This window comes from Pseudomonas sp. H3_E07, from assembly GCF_054668895.1.
On record NZ_CP162795.1, the window covers coordinates 6,091,878 to 6,107,059 of the forward strand.

At 59.6% G+C, this 15,182-nt stretch carries 15 protein-coding genes; 9 read left to right on the forward strand and 6 right to left on the reverse strand.

Annotated features, from left to right (window positions below; genetic code table 11):
* Positions 1-73 precede the first annotated feature (73 nt).
* Positions 74-556, forward strand: a complete 483-nt coding sequence (locus AB4O08_RS28175) for a GNAT family N-acetyltransferase (RefSeq protein WP_460114604.1) — start codon at positions 74-76, stop codon at positions 554-556.
* A gap of 280 nt (positions 557-836) precedes the next feature.
* Here the strand turns inward: AB4O08_RS28175 and AB4O08_RS28180 are convergent, their stop codons facing one another.
* From AB4O08_RS28180 to AB4O08_RS28200, 5 genes are all read right to left on the reverse strand, one after another.
* Entirely contained in the window at positions 837-1,220 is a 384-nt protein-coding gene (locus AB4O08_RS28180) for a tautomerase family protein (protein ID WP_010210555.1), read from the reverse strand.
* A 61-nt stretch (positions 1,221-1,281) separates the two neighbouring features.
* Positions 1,282-2,112, reverse strand: coding sequence for a phytanoyl-CoA dioxygenase family protein (locus tag AB4O08_RS28185; RefSeq protein ID WP_021492017.1), 831 nt, complete (start codon positions 2,110-2,112; stop codon positions 1,282-1,284).
* Positions 2,113-2,151: 39 nt separating this feature from the next.
* Complete coding sequence (locus tag AB4O08_RS28190; RefSeq protein WP_021492016.1) at positions 2,152-3,531, reverse strand: MFS transporter; 1,380 nt, start codon at positions 3,529-3,531, stop codon at positions 2,152-2,154.
* Positions 3,532-3,541: 10 nt separating this feature from the next.
* Positions 3,542-4,699, reverse strand: coding sequence for a hypothetical protein (locus AB4O08_RS28195; protein ID WP_044287165.1), 1,158 nt, complete (start codon positions 4,697-4,699; stop codon positions 3,542-3,544).
* A gap of 20 nt (positions 4,700-4,719) precedes the next feature.
* Positions 4,720-5,706 carry an aldo/keto reductase gene (locus AB4O08_RS28200; RefSeq protein ID WP_460114605.1) on the reverse strand — a complete coding sequence of 329 codons (987 nt, stop codon included), beginning with the start codon at positions 5,704-5,706 and terminating at the stop codon, positions 4,720-4,722.
* A 314-nt stretch (positions 5,707-6,020) separates the two neighbouring features.
* On the opposite strand from AB4O08_RS28200, the gene AB4O08_RS28205 reads away from it, so the two are divergent.
* The 8 genes from AB4O08_RS28205 to AB4O08_RS28240 all read left to right on the forward strand — a co-directional run bounded on the left by AB4O08_RS28205 (position 6,021) and on the right by AB4O08_RS28240 (position 14,041).
* Complete coding sequence (locus AB4O08_RS28205) at positions 6,021-7,676, forward strand: GH3 family acyl-acid amido synthetase (RefSeq protein ID WP_010210563.1); 1,656 nt, start codon at positions 6,021-6,023, stop codon at positions 7,674-7,676.
* Positions 7,677-7,691: 15 nt separating this feature from the next.
* Complete coding sequence (locus AB4O08_RS28210) at positions 7,692-8,570, forward strand: alpha/beta hydrolase (RefSeq protein ID WP_021492013.1); 879 nt, start codon at positions 7,692-7,694, stop codon at positions 8,568-8,570.
* On the forward strand, positions 8,557-9,750 hold the full coding sequence (locus tag AB4O08_RS28215) for an enolase C-terminal domain-like protein (protein WP_042571167.1): 1,194 nt from the start codon (positions 8,557-8,559) through the stop codon (positions 9,748-9,750). The genes AB4O08_RS28210 and AB4O08_RS28215 overlap by 14 nt, the downstream gene beginning before the upstream one ends.
* The gene (locus AB4O08_RS28220; protein WP_457243835.1) at positions 9,747-11,468 is read left to right on the forward strand and encodes a thiamine pyrophosphate-binding protein; all 1,722 of its coding nucleotides are present in this window, start codon (positions 9,747-9,749) and stop codon (positions 11,466-11,468) included. Before AB4O08_RS28215 ends, AB4O08_RS28220 begins: the two co-directional genes overlap by 4 nt.
* Positions 11,469-11,477: 9 nt before the next feature.
* The gene (locus tag AB4O08_RS28225) at positions 11,478-12,350 is read left to right on the forward strand and encodes a sugar transporter (RefSeq protein WP_042571169.1); all 873 of its coding nucleotides are present in this window, start codon (positions 11,478-11,480) and stop codon (positions 12,348-12,350) included.
* The gene (locus tag AB4O08_RS28230) at positions 12,343-12,663 is read left to right on the forward strand and encodes a Dabb family protein (protein ID WP_010210569.1); all 321 of its coding nucleotides are present in this window, start codon (positions 12,343-12,345) and stop codon (positions 12,661-12,663) included. The genes AB4O08_RS28225 and AB4O08_RS28230 overlap by 8 nt, the downstream gene beginning before the upstream one ends.
* The gene (locus AB4O08_RS28235; RefSeq protein WP_021492009.1) at positions 12,650-13,360 is read left to right on the forward strand and encodes an SDR family oxidoreductase; all 711 of its coding nucleotides are present in this window, start codon (positions 12,650-12,652) and stop codon (positions 13,358-13,360) included. The genes AB4O08_RS28230 and AB4O08_RS28235 overlap by 14 nt, the downstream gene beginning before the upstream one ends.
* A 108-nt stretch (positions 13,361-13,468) precedes the next feature.
* Positions 13,469-14,041: a TetR/AcrR family transcriptional regulator gene (locus AB4O08_RS28240; RefSeq protein WP_010210571.1), complete on the forward strand. Its 573-nt coding sequence runs from the start codon at positions 13,469-13,471 to the stop codon at positions 14,039-14,041.
* A gap of 139 nt (positions 14,042-14,180) precedes the next feature.
* Here the strand turns inward: AB4O08_RS28240 and AB4O08_RS28245 are convergent, their stop codons facing one another.
* Positions 14,181-15,071, reverse strand: coding sequence for a helix-turn-helix domain-containing protein (locus AB4O08_RS28245; RefSeq protein ID WP_010210572.1), 891 nt, complete (start codon positions 15,069-15,071; stop codon positions 14,181-14,183).
* Between the last annotated feature and the right edge of the window lie 111 nt (positions 15,072-15,182).

The window sequence follows — 15,182 nt, forward strand, 5'->3', positions numbered from 1 at the left end:
CCAGAAGCCCCGCCAGAAATGGATGGGGCTTTTTCATTCCCCTTCCAACTCATTGATGACAAGGAGAGTGAAGATGCTGTTGATCCGCCCAGCCAAACGTACTGACGCCGAGGCCGCGTTTGATATACGCCTCCAGGCGATCCGGCATCAATGCATTACCGTCTATACCGCTGAGCATGTAATGGCGTGGACTGATGTGCCGCTCACAGACCGATATCGGGCTTGGGTGGAAAAGGAGTACCACGTTGCCTGGTTGGGCGAGATACCGGTCGCAACAGGTCTGATTGATTTCCAGTCTGGAGAGATAGGCGCTATTTTCGTATTGCCTGCATTCATGGGACAGGGGATTGGCAAGACAATGCTCCTATACCTTGAGCGACTGGCCTTTAACGCTGGGATCGTCGACATCCATTTAGATGCTACCCCTAACGCAACCGCGTTCTACCGTCGGTGTGGCTATCACGGAGATATTCAAGCTATCTATACCTCGCCCTCCGGTCTTGAGCTGGCTTGTACACCGATGCGGAAACAGTTGGCCAGTGGAGAGCTCCTGTAACGCGGGTGACGAGCAGGCTGCCGAACTCAAGTTGAGTAAGTCAGTCCGGCATGCAGTCGTGGACGAAGCTTAACCCTGGAGATCCGGCGTTGAAGTGAAGCGTCAGGTCATAAGCCCCCATTCGCGATCGCCCGCGCGCCCGATGTAAAGGGGGGCAAAACTGGGCGCGCATTCATTTTCATCGCCGCAATGCTGATACCGAACCTGTCGCGATATGAATACATCAACGGTCCCGGCGAGGTCGAAGACGGGCGTCTTGATGCATTCCATCATCCAACCCTCATGGTTCCAAAAACGTTGATCGTATGCGCACGTAGCCACTTGCGGGCACTTCAGTGATCTGTACGGATATATCCACCTTCTGCTGGCGCAGCACCGGCTCGAAAATGTCAGCGAGCACCTCCAGCAGGAGACGGCTGATGGTGTGGCGTTTTTCATCATCGCCAGCCTTACCGGAAACAGTCGACACGTTCAGATGGATGAACTCCTGAGGCTCAACGCAATCACCTACGAAATAGTTGTCGTATCGAATGAGCCGCGTCTTAACCAAGTCCAGCCGCAGTCCGGAAACCTCAACAAGGGTGTTATGAAGGCGCTGGCTAGCCTCCTTGAAATTAACGTCACTCCCTACCCCTGCGGTGTACTCAAGGTATACATGTGGCATGTTCAACTCCTTGGGCGTAATCAAACACCGACCGGCAGGCGCCGGCCGGGTAACCTGCCTGTCAGCGCGTTGGGATAATGGGGAACTTCGGGTGCTCCATCGGCATATCCAGCGTCAACCCGAGGGGGTCGGTACGGTGGTTGGAAGCCCCGGTGTAGCGTGCCGAAACGGGCAACCACAGGGTTGAATACACCCATCGTGGCGTATTAGAGCTGTTAGCGGGAGCCGCGTGGATCACGTTCATGTCATGCACGGTGGCATCGCCGGCTTTGAGCGAAATAGGCGGTGACATTTCGAACTCATCCAGCACCCAAGGATGTTCGTCGAGCAACGTTACGTTATCGCGGCGATTGAAGTAGCGCCCCAGCATGCCCGCTCGGTGGCTGCGGCTGAGAAACTGCATGGTCCCCATCTCCGGCGTGAGATCGACCAGCGCGATCCAGATATTCAGCGCTCCTTGCCGGTCCAGTGGATGATGTGGAAAGTCCTGGTGCCAGGGAGTGTCACCGCCGGCTTCGGACTCGGGGTTCTTGGCGAACACATGGTCCGAATAGAACCGCACCTCCTCGCCCGCCAGTTGCGAGGCAATGCTGGCCAGCTGCGGCGAGTGGCTGAGTGCCTTGATCTGCGGACAGGTGGCGGAGACTTCATCCCAGCGCGCATACCAGCGGTAGGCATTTTCGATCTGCTTGCCGGGATCGTTGCGATCGACGGTGCGCGCGACTTCGCCCATCCGGGTCTTGGCCTCGTTGAGCAGCATCTGCACGGTTTGGGCGTTGATCACATTTTCCAGTTTCATCCAGCCGTTGGCCCGATAATCCAGGATTTGCTGGGCGTCCAGAGAGTGCGGCGCGTAGCCGTCGTTTGCCTCGGTCTTCATGACTGCTTGCATGTTCAATCTCCAATGTTTCCAGGTTTATTGAGCACTGCTTCAGGCGGCCGATTGCGCGGCCATGGGTTGCTTGCGCAGCAACACGAGCGTCAACGCCCAGCCCGCGGCCAACAGCAGCGAGGACAAGACGATAACTTGGGTGAAGCCATGGCCGAACTGGGCGGCGTCGGCAACGTTGATCAACAGACTGAAGATCGCCACGCCAATCAGGCCGCCCACCTGGCGCGACGCATTGACGATGGCCGACGCCACGCCGGACTTGTCACTGCTGACATGGTTAACGGCGGTGGCAGTCAAGGTGGGCACCGTCAGTGAGATACCGAAGCCGATGACAAACATCTGCACGGCAATGTGGGCGTAAGGCGCCCCACCCACGAACGGCGTGAGCGCAACCACGCCGAGCAGCGCGATGGCCAGCCCCAACGACAGCAGGCGCCGCTCACCCAACTTGGGCAACCAACGGGCCGCCAACTGATTGCCGAAGAACAGCACGCCAGTCATGGGAATAAAGGCCAGTCCGGTATTGATCACCGAATAGTGATTGACCTGCTGCAAAAAAATGCTGAACACGAAAATCAGCCCGTAGAACACAAAGTTCACGATCACTCCCAATATCGAGGCCAGGCTGAAGGCCGCATTGTTGAAGACAGCGAGCGGAACCATCGGTCGTGCGGTACGTGATTCGACCCACAAAAATCCGAGCAGGCCGCCAAGAAAGCACAGCGCATGTACCAGAACGCGTTGGTCCAGACCTTTCTGGCGGCCCAGCTCGATGACGGTGTAGGTCAGGTTGGCCAGGGTAAACAACGCCAGCAGTTGCCCCCACAGGTCAAAACCGCCTTTGTGATTGGCCGGAATTCGCGGTGCGTTGATCAGGCACAACACAATGCCGATCAGGCCAATCGGCAAGTTGATGAAAAAAATGCTGCGCCATCCGAACACACCGATCAGTAACCCGCCCACGACCGGACCGGCCGCCAGCGCAATGCCCGCTACGCCCGCCCACAAGGCAATCGCCTTGCTGCGTTCGGCAGGCACTTCAAAGGTGATACGCACCAGGGCCAGGGACGTCGGCACCAGCAGTGCAGCACCTATGCCTTGCAGCGCTCGAAAGCCAATCAGCGACGGCAACGTCTGGGCCAGGCCACAGCCCAGCGAGGCCAGGGTAAAGACCACGTACCCCCATAAAAACACTTTCTTGTGCCCGAACCGGTCACCCAGCGCGCCCCCGGTGAGCAGGAAGGAGGCAAACAAAAGCGTGTAAGCGTTGACGATCCATTGCAGTTGCAGCACATCGGTGGCGAACTCGGCCTTGAAACTTTCGAGCGCGACGTTGACCACGCTGACATCAAGCAACACCACCACGAACCCCAGGCAGGTGGCGAGCAACGTTAATTTCTTCTTGCTGGAAGTATCCATTATCAATTCCTCACGGGATGTTGAACGCAGCAGGCAGTGCCTCAAGCACGGCCTCGATCTGCGCCTTGAACGCCAGCGCCGTTGAGCGCTCTACTTTCAGCGAACTGAAGGCCAACGCTGCATGCCAGGTGCCATTGAACCGGGCCAAGTGCAGGACGAAGTCGTAGTTGCCACCGGTGCGGTTGACCAACGTTGAGAAACCGATCACAGAAGCCGCGGGATGCGTCAGGAACCGCTCCAGCGACCCGGTATTGGTAAACGCCAGCGCGGGCCTCGGGGTGTGGTCGAGCACCGTCTCTTCGTGTGTTCCCAATAGCGCCCTGGCCTCGGCCACCGCCTGCGCATACCGCTCGATACACCCATACAGATCCGGGCTCTGGCTATCGAGCGTGGTTTTGCGAACGTCAATCAAGCAGGCCTTGGTCAGCGGAGCCCCAGCGGCGCCAGGCTCACGTCGCGAATACGCGGTGAATAAATCGAATGCGGGGACGCCGAAATGCCTGAGATAGCTATGAGCAAAAACCCCGCCCCAAATGGCGTTAGTGCTGAAACCCGACGCCGTGCGCAGTTGATCGATGCGTTTTTCGGCCTCGCTACTGACCTGCAACCGGACAAAATCGGCGTAACTGGCTTTGCCTGTCTCGATGGGTGAACCGCGCCAATGCGCCAGGCGTATGCGGAACGCATGCGCCGCTCGATCATCGAGGCTGGCGGGCATCTCACCCAGGTAGCCGGCGAGGCTATTGACCAACCTGGCGGTGCTGTAGCCGTCGGAGATCGCATGGTTGCGCGTGAGCAGGATATGGGTCTGATCGATCTCGGGGTCGGTCACCACCAGCGCCCTCCAGCCTTCTTGGTCGGCCAGCAAACGGTTGAGCTCAAGCTTGAGCAAAACGTCGGGAAGCAACGATGTCGGGGGTGTGCAAGGTAGTGCCTGGACCTCGTCTTCGACTGCCACGAACCCATGCCTGTCGTTGCCGACAGGCACTATCTTCTGGCGCAGAAACGCATAGTCGGCGACCAATTGCCCAAATGCCTTGCACGCCCGCAGCGGGCTGACGCACCCCGGCACCGTGAGCAATGTGGTCACTTGGGTATTGCCGTTGCGGTTAAGGAAATTCTGGTGAAACCGCTGTTCGGTTTCGTCCAGCAAGCGGTGCGGCTGCATACCGGCCTCCCTGGCAGTGCCTATCGGTCGATGAATTGCATCATTCGCTGTTCGTAGCGTTCACCCGCCACCGCCCACTGCCCAAGCAACGCCTGGATCGCGTGCGATTGTTCGTCGTTTAACACGCAGGCATCGGCAGCCACGTTCTCTTCCAGGTAGGCGACCCGCTTGGTTCCGGGGATCACTGCCAGGTGCGGGCTGCGCGTGAGCAACCAGGCCAGCGCCAACTGCGCAGGCGTCATCGACCACGAATCGGCCAGCGCAAGAATCGACTCGGTCAGAAAGGTGTTGGCGGCAAAGTTTTCTTCGCGAAAGCGCGGGTCTTGCTGGCGGAAGTCATTGGCGTCGTAGTGAGTAGCGCTGGCCGCCTTGCCGGTCAGGAACCCGCGGCCCAATGGGCAGAAAGCGACGTAGCCGATGCCGAGGTTGTGCAACAGCGGCAGGATCTCTTGCTCGACATTGCGCTCCCACAACGAGTACTCACCCTGTATCACTGAAATCGGGTGAGTGGCATGGGCGCGCTCGATGGTGCGCGTGCCCACCTCGCAAAGGCCCAGGTACTTGACCTTGCCCTGCTCGACCAGACGCCCCATCGCCCCAACAACTTCTTCGATGGGAACCGTAGGATCCAACCGGTGCTGATACAGCACGTCGATGTAATCGGTCCCCAAGCGTTTGAGCGAGGCCTCGACGACTCTTTGCAGATTGCTTTCAGAACTGTCCACGCCAACGATCTGGCCGTCGACGATGCGGAAACCGAACTTGGTGGCGATGACCACCTCCCCGCGGCGCCCGGCAAAAGCGCGCTGCAACAGCCGCTCATTGGTAAACGGCCCGTAAGCCTCGGCCGAATCGAAGAAGTTCACGCCCAGCTCCAACGCTCGATGGAAGGTGCGTAGCGATTCGTTGTCATCCGTGGCGCCATACCACTGGCTCATCCCCATGCAGCCCAGCCCTATGCGGCCAACCTGCAGACCCTGTGTGCCCAACGTGATCGTCGAAACCATGGAATCGCCCTCCTTGTGATACTGATCGTTCTACATCTTTTTCAAATTATCGCCTCCCCGTCAATACAATGTTTCTAAATATTTTGTTTTATTTCGGGTTTGAATGCCCTTAGCAGGAGCCATAAACATGATAAATAACTATATAAATCAATTTATTAATGCCTAATAACCGATCTTAAAATTTTATTCCGCCAAAACCAAATGATTGGATCCAATAACCAGAAACATATTGACACATATATTTTGAGCGTCTAAACACTCTCAACAGAGACATAACGGTCTCTTTTTCTTTCCACAAGATCGAGGACGAACGCATGGGCAAGATGGACTCTTGGATCGGCCATTGGCAGCGCGGGGTGCCGACCTTCAAAGCGGAATGCGCCCAAGCGCAAGCGAACTATTTGGAAAGGCTCGACAAGCCCCTAAAGACCCAGGAACACGTGCTCGAAGACATCATTCACGTGTGCCAGAAGTCGTTGTTTTGGAAAGAAAACGGTTTTCAGGTCAGCCACTGCAACGGCAGGATCACCCGCACCAATATCCCGGTCATGACCTATGAAGGGTTCCGCGACATCCTGGTGCGTGAAGGCCAGCAAAAAGGCGGAATACTCAGTTGCAGCCCGGTGGTGCGCTGGCTCAAGACCAGCGGTACCACCGGGCAATCCAAGCGCATTCCCTACACGCTGCACTGGATTCGCCAGTACCGGGTGCCGGCCATCAAGGCCATGTGGGGGTTCTTTGCCCATGACTACCCGGCCCTGCACGCAAATCCGTGGGCCACACTGGACACGCAAACCGTTCGAGACCCAAGCAACGAGTACGTTGAAGGTTTGCCCTACCAGGCGATCAGCAACCGCCACCCGCAGATCGGCAGCGGCGACTGGAACCCGCCCTGGTATGAAGCGCCCTGGTTTACGCCGACGCCGGATGCCAGCCATGAGCAGAAGATGTATGCACGGCTGCTGTGGACACTGGGTGAGGACGTCAGATTACTCACGGCCATCAACCCCAGCACTCTGCTCTCCCTGCACCATTGCCTGCTGGAAAACCGTGAACGCCTGCTGCGCGACCTGCACGACGGCGCCCATGCCGGCAGCCTCATGCGGGCAGCTGACCCTGCGGCTGCGCACCGGCTGGAGAGTGTGTTGGCCCGCGACGGGGTGTCACTGCCGGATGTATGGCCGGGGCTGGAGCGCTTCAGTTGCTGGACTGCAGCGTCGGCCAAGCTCTACAAGCCCCAATTGGAGCGAATCATGGGGCAGGCCAAGGTGCTGCCATTCATGTCATGCGGCACCGAAGGCGTGGTGACCCTGCCCGTGGATGACGATCAGGACAGCCAGCCGTTGGCGGTTGATCAGGCGTTTTTCGAGTTCATTCCCGTATCAGTGGATATGGATGCGCTGATACGTGATCAGGTGCAGCCGCAGACCGTGTCTCTGGATCAGCTCAAGGAAGGCGACGAATACCACCTGGTCATGTGGCAGGGCAACGGGATGGTGCGCATGTACACCGGCGATATCTATCGCGTGCACGGCTATTACCGAGGCGTGCCGCGTATCAGTTTCAGCCGGCGTAATGGGGTGATGCATTCTTTCACCGGCGAAAAGATCACCGAGACCCAACTGCACGAAGCGGTGCAGATGTGTGGCATCCCCAATGCCGGGCTTTACCTGTGCGCCCCGGTCTGGAACGAAACGCCCTATTACGCCGTGGCCATCGAGGCGGCAGGCGCGCCTTGCGGTGAGTCGGAGCGCCTCAGTCAGTTACTCGATGGGCATCTGCAGGCGATCAATATCGAGTACGAGTCCAAGCGTTCCAGCAAGCGCCTGGGACAAATCAAGGTCATCACTGTGCCTGGCAACGCGATCTCCATGGCGATCGAACAGGAAAAAGCCGCCAGGAAAACCCTGCAGATCAAGTACAAGCCCTTCCAACCCGACCTGTCCCTGCTGGGCATCCAGCAACTCTGATCTTGAGAGGCACTCATGAACATGCACTTGTTTCAGCACAACATTGCGCGTGAAGTCCACTACCTGGCTCAGGCAGACCGGCGGATGGCCCTGCATGCCTGGCGCCCGCAGCAGCCGCAAGGCGCCATCCTGTATTTTCATGGGCTGCAAAGCCACGCCGGTTGGTTGTGGTCGGTAGGTAATGCATTCGCCAACCTGGGCATCGCGTTCTACGCCCTGGACCGCGAAGGGTGCGGTATCAGCAGCGGTCAGAAACATGGGTTCCCGGACGTGCGTACGTTGCACACGGATGCCTCGGCCGCCATCGAACACATTCGTCGCGAAGTGCCCGACGATGTGCCGCTTTGCCTGTTCGGGCACTGCCTGGGCGGATCGGTGCTGGCCGCCATCGCAAGCAGCCCCCGCGCCGAGCTGCCCTATGACAATCTCGTCATCTGTTCGGCCTGGCTGGGCAAAATGCATGACCGGCTCAGTGAACAGGAGCGCGCCGACATCGATCTGGACGACAGGCAGACGCTGTGGGATGCGGGGCTCAACCCGGACGACTTCACCGCCAACCCGAATCTGGCCGAATTCATCCGCAACGACACGCTGGCCACCACTCATTTGCAACATCGAGAGCGGAAAAAATTGCTGGCGCTGGAAAAGGTCTACCTGGCGGCCGATGCCCGACCCATCGACGCCCCCAGCCTGTTTATCTGCGCCAACAAAGACCCGCTGGTGGATGTGAACGCCACCGTTGGTCACTTCCAGCGCCTGTGCCGCAACGGCTCTACCCTGCTGGTCAATCAGGACAAGCACTACCTGTTTTTCACCCCCGCGATGGGCCAGGTGGTGCAGTTCACCGCAGATTTCGTCAAGGCCAACGGACGCTACGCCTATGACGCCGCCTGAGGTCTACCTGGTACGCCAGCCCATGGCCAACCCGTTCGTGCATGGCGCCCACCAACGCCACACTTCAGACAGTGTGGTGCTCAGCTGGACGCTCGGCGCCTTTACAGGGATCGGTGAATGCGCGCCGCGCCGCTACGTGACAGGCGAAGACTGCGAGTCGGTGCTGACCCAACTGCGCAGCCTTGACTTCGCGCACTTGGCAAAAGCATTGGCCAGCGGCGACCCGATCGACCGGGGGCGCGCGCTATATGAACATGGCCTGCCATTCGAGGCCAGTGAGAACCTGGGTAACAACACGCAGTGCGTGGTGGAAATGGCGGTACTCGACTCGCTGGCCCAACAGGCCGGCCTGCCATTGTCCACCTACCTGCTGCGCATCACCGAGGCCGTCGCGACGGCACGCCGCACCGTGCCCGCGCACATCAACATCACCCAGGTACTCGACCTGTCGCAACCGGTTCAGGCGTTCCTTGAACAGCGCAAACCGTTGCGCTCGCTCAAGCTCAAACTGGCCGGTGATCCGCACGCCAACCAACAACGTCTGGAAACCATCCGGGCACTGGCGCCGCCCCTGGCGTTGTACGTCGACCCGAACATGAGTTGGTCGGCCGAACAACTCCACGGCAGCGCGCGACAGTTTCATGCACTGGGTGTCGCGCTGTTCGAGGAACCCTTGCCGCCCGGCAGCCTGGAGGATTACCGCCAGGCGAGGCTCAAGCATGGCGTGGCAATCATGCTCGACGAGTCGGTCACCTCAGCGTCCAGCCTGGCGCGGGCGTGGCAACACCAGGCGCTGGATGCGGTGAACCTTCGGATCGCCAAATGCGGTGGGCTGTTGGCCAGTGCGCGAATGATCGAGCAGTGCCACGCGTGGGGGCTGCCCGTTTACCTTGGCGTGCAAGTTGCCGAAGTCGGACCGCTGATCGCCGCGCACCGTGCGCTGCTCACGGCCTACGAGGGTTTTATCGGCGTGGAAGCCGGGCAACACGATCGTTTTTTCCACACCGACCTGCTCGAACCGATGCCAGCCATTGATAGAGATCACAACGCCATTCACTTGCCCGTTCCGACGCGAACAGGCCTTGGCTGCCGCCTGACGTCCCATGTGCAGCCCTACCACTGTGCAACCGGTGTCGACAGACACCCCAACGAATCTCTTCACATGGAGCGTGCACGATGAAGTATTTCTCCGATCTGCTTGTCGATCTTCTGATCAACCAGGGCATTGAGTACGTCTGCTTCAACCCCGGCGCGTCATTTCGCGGCATTCATGACTCGCTGGTGCATCACCCCGACCCGGCCGTACCGGCCATCCTGATGTGCTGCCACGAGGAAATTTCGGTGGCAATGGCCCACGGTTATTACAAGGCCAGCGGCAAGCATATGGCGGTGCTGGTACATGCCAATATCGGCTTGCAGCACGCGAGCATGGCCATCTTCAACGCCTGGTGCGATCGGGTCCCGCTGTTGGTGCTCGGCGGCAACGGGCCGATCGACGCCGCACTGCGTCGCCCCTGGATCGACTGGATCCACACGTCCCAGGGCATCGACAAGTTGCTCTCGGGTTACACCAAATGGACCGATATGCCGGTCTCCCAAGCCGCCACGCTGGAATCGGTGCAACGGGCGCTCAAGCTGTGCGCGGCCGAACCTCACGCCCCTTGTTATGTCGCCATCGACAGTGCAGTTCAAGAAGAGTCACTGGCGCCGGGGCTCTTGCTGCCATCCGGCGCGGTACGCCCGGAACGCCTGCCGGCACTGGACGATGAGCAACTGAACGAACTGGTGGACCGCATGCTGGCGGCACATCACCCCGTGATCGCGATTGATTACGCCGCACTGGACGATGAGCAGGCCGAGCAAATGCTGAGGCTCGCCACCCTCACAGGCGCGGCGGTGATTTCACGTAACGGCCGCTACAACGTGCCCAATACCCATCCGCTGGTGTTCCAGGACCACGATGCACAACTGATGAGCGAGTGCGACTTTCTGCTGGCCTTGGAAGTCCAGGATCTTTATGGGCTGATCGCCAACTCCGGACAGCAACCCCACGCTGGTCTTTACATCGCGACCCTGGGCACCCACTCGCTGTTGATCAGCAGTTGGGTGGCCGACAGCCAGAAGCTGGTGTGCGCCGACCTGGCGCTGCACGCCAATGTGGCGGCCTCCATTACGCGTATCGCACAGGCGGCGCAGGCGTTGGCGGCGTCGCGCACTCACACGGCACAGACGTTGGTCGATGAGCGCACCCAGCGCATTGCGGCCCACAAGCAGGCGCGTCGCCAGGCGCTGCTGGCGCAAGTCACCCAACCCGCCGACGGCTTGACCATCGCCCAGGCGCTGATCGCTATCCACGAAGCCATCGGCCATGAACGTTGGGTACTCACCAACACTGGCAGCGTGACAATCGACACCCTGGTGCGTGGGCTCTGGCCCATCGAGCGCAGTGAAGCGTATATCGGCATGAGCGGCGGCGCCGGGCTGGGTTACGGCCTGGGCGCAGCCATCGGTGCGGCCGTCGCCCACAAAGGCAGCGGCCGGCTGTGCGTCAATCTGCAATCGGATGGTGACCTGCTCTATACCCCAAGCGCCTTGTGGACCTTGTCCGCCTACGACATTCCCCTGCTGGTGCTGGTGATCAACAACCGTCTCTACCTCAATTCCAAGCAGCACGCCGAACGGATTGCCGACCTGCGTCAACGGCCCAGCGACCTGTCCAATCTGGCGACCAGCTTTCATGAGAACGAGGTGGACTTCGTCGCCCTGGCGAAAACCTTTGACCTCTATAGCCCTGGCAGCGCCGAGACACCGGCGCAGATCGGGGAAAAGATCGCCGACTGCCTGTCCTACATGCGCACCCACGGCAAGCCTGCCCTGCTTGAAATCAAGACCCTCTAGGAGCTTCCCATGTCGATCATTTTCGAATGCGCGCGGGATGGCCAGCGCTACGTCACCCGCCCCAGCTCCACCGGGCCCTACACCCTTTATCCGGTGAGCGACCTGTACACGCTGCTGCGCGACACACCGGCGGGCGAATACCCCGGCGGGCCGCTGGAGTACCTGCGCGAGCACAGCCCTGCGCCGTTGACCGTTGCGGACCTTGCCGGCTTCGAGCTGCTGCCCTGCCTGCAACCGCCCGACCCACGCCAAGGCATGGTGTGCGGCTTTGGCCTGACCCATCAGAGCAAAGTCGCGGAACCACCGCAACACGGCGAGCGCCCGGCCTTCTTTATCAAGGGCTTTGCCGATTCCCTCAAGCGCAGCGGCGACGTACTGCGCATGAACCGCGGCGCACTCTCGGCATGCGAAGAAGCTGAAGTGGTAGCGCTGTTTCTGGTGGCCGATAACAGTCGCCCGACCTATATCGGCTACACCTTCGGCAACGACCTGACCGATATCGCCCTGGCCAAATCCAAGCGCAACTACCTGGCCTACGCCAAGTTACAACCCAGCGCCATCTCCCACCTGCTCTACCGCCAGCCCCTGCCCGAACTGATACAGGGCAAGACATCCATCTACCGCGCGGGCGACCTGCACTGGGAGCAAGGCTTCAGCACCGGCCTGTCGTGCCTGTGCTATGACGCCGACGACCTGTTCGAAACCCTTTGGCAGCACCCGTCGCTGCGCCTGCCCGGCACGCTGATCTACCTGTACCTGGGCGCCGATCGCAACAGCGCCGATGCCGGTATCCACCTTAGCCACGGCGATACCGTGGTGTGCGATTTCGACAACGGCCCGCGCCTGAGCAACTTGATCGAATGGGAGAACGTTCATGTTTAAACGCATTGTTTTGCTCAAAAGCCCTGACGCGGCCGCCGTATCCACGCTGCTGCAGGAACTGCACGCATTTCCCGGCCAGGTGCCAGGCTTGGTAGCGGTGGAGGTGATCGCAGACAGCGGCGAGCGGTCACTGGGCTTCGACCAGGGTTTTATCCTCACGTTTACCGACGAGTCGGTACTCCCCGGCTGGCGGGAACATCCGCTGCACGCGGGTTTCCGCCCCAGGTTGCGCGCGTTGTGCCAGATGTTGATTTTCGATTACCCGCACCCTGCGCCCGCACACCAGAAGGAAGACCACTATGCCTACGTTTGAACCCACTACTGAGGTGTTGGTCATCGGCGGCTCTGCCGGGATCGGTTTTGCAATCGCCAAACTGTTCCACCAGCAAGGAGCGAGAGTCACCTTGGCCGGGCGCAGTACGACGCGGTTGCATCGCGCTGCGCACGACATCGGCCCGAACGTGGCAACCGAGGCACTGGACGTTACGCAACCGGCGCAGCTGGAGGATTTTTTCTCCCGGCCGACGCGCTGGAAGCATATTGTCGTCACCGCCGCCTCGCTGACCTTCGGCCCACTGCGTAGCGTTTCTCTGGAGGATGCCCAGCGCATCTTCGACAGCAAGTTCTGGGCGGCTTATCACATTGCCCGGCTCGCCACCTTTGACGAGCACAGCTCGCTCACGCTGGTCTCCGGGCGCTTTGCCCAGCGCGCCGGTGCGCAAACTGCGCTGATCAGCGCAGTCAATGCCGGCATCGAGGGGCTGGCACGTGGGCTGGCCAGCGAACTCTCACCGGTGCGGGTCAACGTGCTCTCACCGGGCTTTGTCGACACTGGCATGCATCCCGAAGCCCTGGTAGAAAAAATGCGCCAGCGCAGCCAAGCACTGCCGGTCAAGCGCATCGCGCTTCCTGAGGATATCGCCTCGGCCGCCCTGTTGCTGGCGACCAACTCAATGATCAGCGGCACCGTACTGGCCGTGGATGGCGGCGATACGGTGACACTGACCTGAGGTTTGCGACGCATGGGCGAAATACTGAATCAAGACTGAGATAGACTGGTCTATATCAGAATGTTACGGTTTTCGCCCATTTCTACTGCCCGAGCCTGGAGTTCCGAGTTGTCTGTATCGAAAAAGCAGCATGTCGTCGACACTGCTACCAGCCTGTTTTCCCAATACGGTTTTCACCCCGTGGGCGTCGACTGGATCATTGAAGCCTCTGGCGTCGCCAGGATGACGATGTACCGTAATTTCGCGGGTAAAGAAGACTTAGTCAAAACCGTGCTGTTACAGCGCTCGGATCATCTGCTCAAGCAATTGAAGATGCGCATGGACGAAAAGCCCAGTCTGGAAGAGAAGATCATCTCGATCTTTGATTGGCGAGGTCAGTGGTTCTGCTCGACCAGCTTCGCAGGCTGTTTGTTCGGCCGAGCGGTGGCCGAATTCCCGGACCGCTCGGATATCCGAGAGATCGCCCTCGATTACAAGCGCAAGCTGCATGGACTTGTAGAAGACGAAATAACCCGCCACTACCCCCAAGAGACCGCCACGACACTCGCGACCTACATCATTATGCTGCTGGACGGGGCGACGGTGAGTGCTCATGCGTTCAGTGGAAGTCACTATGCGAGTGATGCATGCGATGCGGCGCTAATGTTGCTTCGATTTAACGTAGGCAAGCAAATTCGCTGAACGGCTCGTTGCCGCTAGAGCGGCACCAATCCATTGCGCTCAATAAGCGGGGGCCGTCAAATTCACCCGTGCATGATGCCGGTACTTCGGGGCTGGCGCAGGCTATTAAACCTATCGCGATAGCCGCTATTGAAACGGTCTATGAAGCATTAATTCCAAATGATTTGCTTCTGCCGCCGTTCTTGAAAGTCGATGGGTTGATTCCAAACTGCTTGCGAAACGCCGTCGCAAAATGACTCGCGTTGGCGTACCCCAGGTCCGAGGCAATGCGCATCACGGATTCATCACCGCTCATCAAGCGGCTGCGTGCCTGAATCATTCGTGCTTGCTGGAACACGCCGTAGACACTGTTGAAAAACAGTTGGCGAAACCCGCGTGTCAGCTTGGGTTGGCTCAACCCGGACTCACGCGCCAACTCCGACAGGCTCGGCGCCTTGCCCAGGTCTTCGAGCAGACGCTCACGGGCACGCACCAACCTTTGGCGGTCGGTGTTACTGACGCGACAGGTGCATTCAGCGTCCTGGCGCACCTCAAGGAACAAACTCACCAGCGTAACGCTCTGCCCGTAGAGCCATAGACTGCTGCGCGGCTGGGCGGGTGACAGTCCGGCCCCCTGATCCATAGCGCTGCCGAGCAGGTGCGCAGTCGCGCTCATTTCGCCACTGCGGTGTCCATCGAGGAAGCATTGGTCACAGGCCAGCGCTTTGTTCAACAGCGGATCGAGTTTCAACTCCCATTGCTCAAGCACTTCAGGACGAATCATCACGGTGATGTTATCGATCTCGCCATGCTGGTGATACAGACCATGGCGGCAACGCCCGAAGCTGATGCTGCCGGCGCCCTCGTCAATTGCATAGCGCCGTTGCCGACGCCCCTCCTGAAAGCTGCACGAGGCTTTACCCTTGAGCAGGTTGGTGAAACTGAAATGGATGCAATCACTGTCGTCTTGCAAGGGCAATTCGATCGGCTGTTCGAACGTACTTTGCCAACGCACGATGTCCAGCCCGTCCTGCAGCGACACGCGGGTCACGCGACAGTGCGCCCCTGGTCCGAGGTCGCTTCCATATCCTCCCGTAATGATTCGCGAGACCGGCATCGGCTCCCCTGCGCCTCCTTGAACGGCTGACATCGTAAATCTCCT

Excerpts from the sequence above, each read along its gene's own strand:
- AB4O08_RS28230 (WP_010210569.1), top strand. The coding sequence starts at position 12,343 with ATGTTTAAACGCATTGTTTTGCTCAAAAGCCCTGACGCGGCCGCCGTA.
- AB4O08_RS28200 (WP_460114605.1), bottom strand. The coding sequence starts at position 5,706 with ATGGTTTCGACGATCACGTTGGGCACACAGGGTCTGCAGGTTGGCCGC.
- AB4O08_RS28205 (WP_010210563.1), top strand. The coding sequence starts at position 6,021 with ATGGGCAAGATGGACTCTTGGATCGGCCATTGGCAGCGCGGGGTGCCG.
- AB4O08_RS28225 (WP_042571169.1), top strand. The coding sequence starts at position 11,478 with ATGTCGATCATTTTCGAATGCGCGCGGGATGGCCAGCGCTACGTCACC.
- AB4O08_RS28220 (WP_457243835.1), top strand. The coding sequence starts at position 9,747 with ATGAAGTATTTCTCCGATCTGCTTGTCGATCTTCTGATCAACCAGGGC.
- AB4O08_RS28195 (WP_044287165.1), bottom strand. The coding sequence starts at position 4,699 with ATGCAGCCGCACCGCTTGCTGGACGAAACCGAACAGCGGTTTCACCAG.
- AB4O08_RS28235 (WP_021492009.1), top strand. The coding sequence starts at position 12,650 with ATGCCTACGTTTGAACCCACTACTGAGGTGTTGGTCATCGGCGGCTCT.
- AB4O08_RS28190 (WP_021492016.1), bottom strand. The coding sequence starts at position 3,531 with ATGGATACTTCCAGCAAGAAGAAATTAACGTTGCTCGCCACCTGCCTG.
- AB4O08_RS28180 (WP_010210555.1), bottom strand. The coding sequence starts at position 1,220 with ATGCCACATGTATACCTTGAGTACACCGCAGGGGTAGGGAGTGACGTT.
- AB4O08_RS28215 (WP_042571167.1), top strand. The coding sequence starts at position 8,557 with ATGACGCCGCCTGAGGTCTACCTGGTACGCCAGCCCATGGCCAACCCG.
- AB4O08_RS28210 (WP_021492013.1), top strand. The coding sequence starts at position 7,692 with ATGAACATGCACTTGTTTCAGCACAACATTGCGCGTGAAGTCCACTAC.
- AB4O08_RS28175 (WP_460114604.1), top strand. The coding sequence starts at position 74 with ATGCTGTTGATCCGCCCAGCCAAACGTACTGACGCCGAGGCCGCGTTT.
- AB4O08_RS28185 (WP_021492017.1), bottom strand. The coding sequence starts at position 2,112 with ATGCAAGCAGTCATGAAGACCGAGGCAAACGACGGCTACGCGCCGCAC.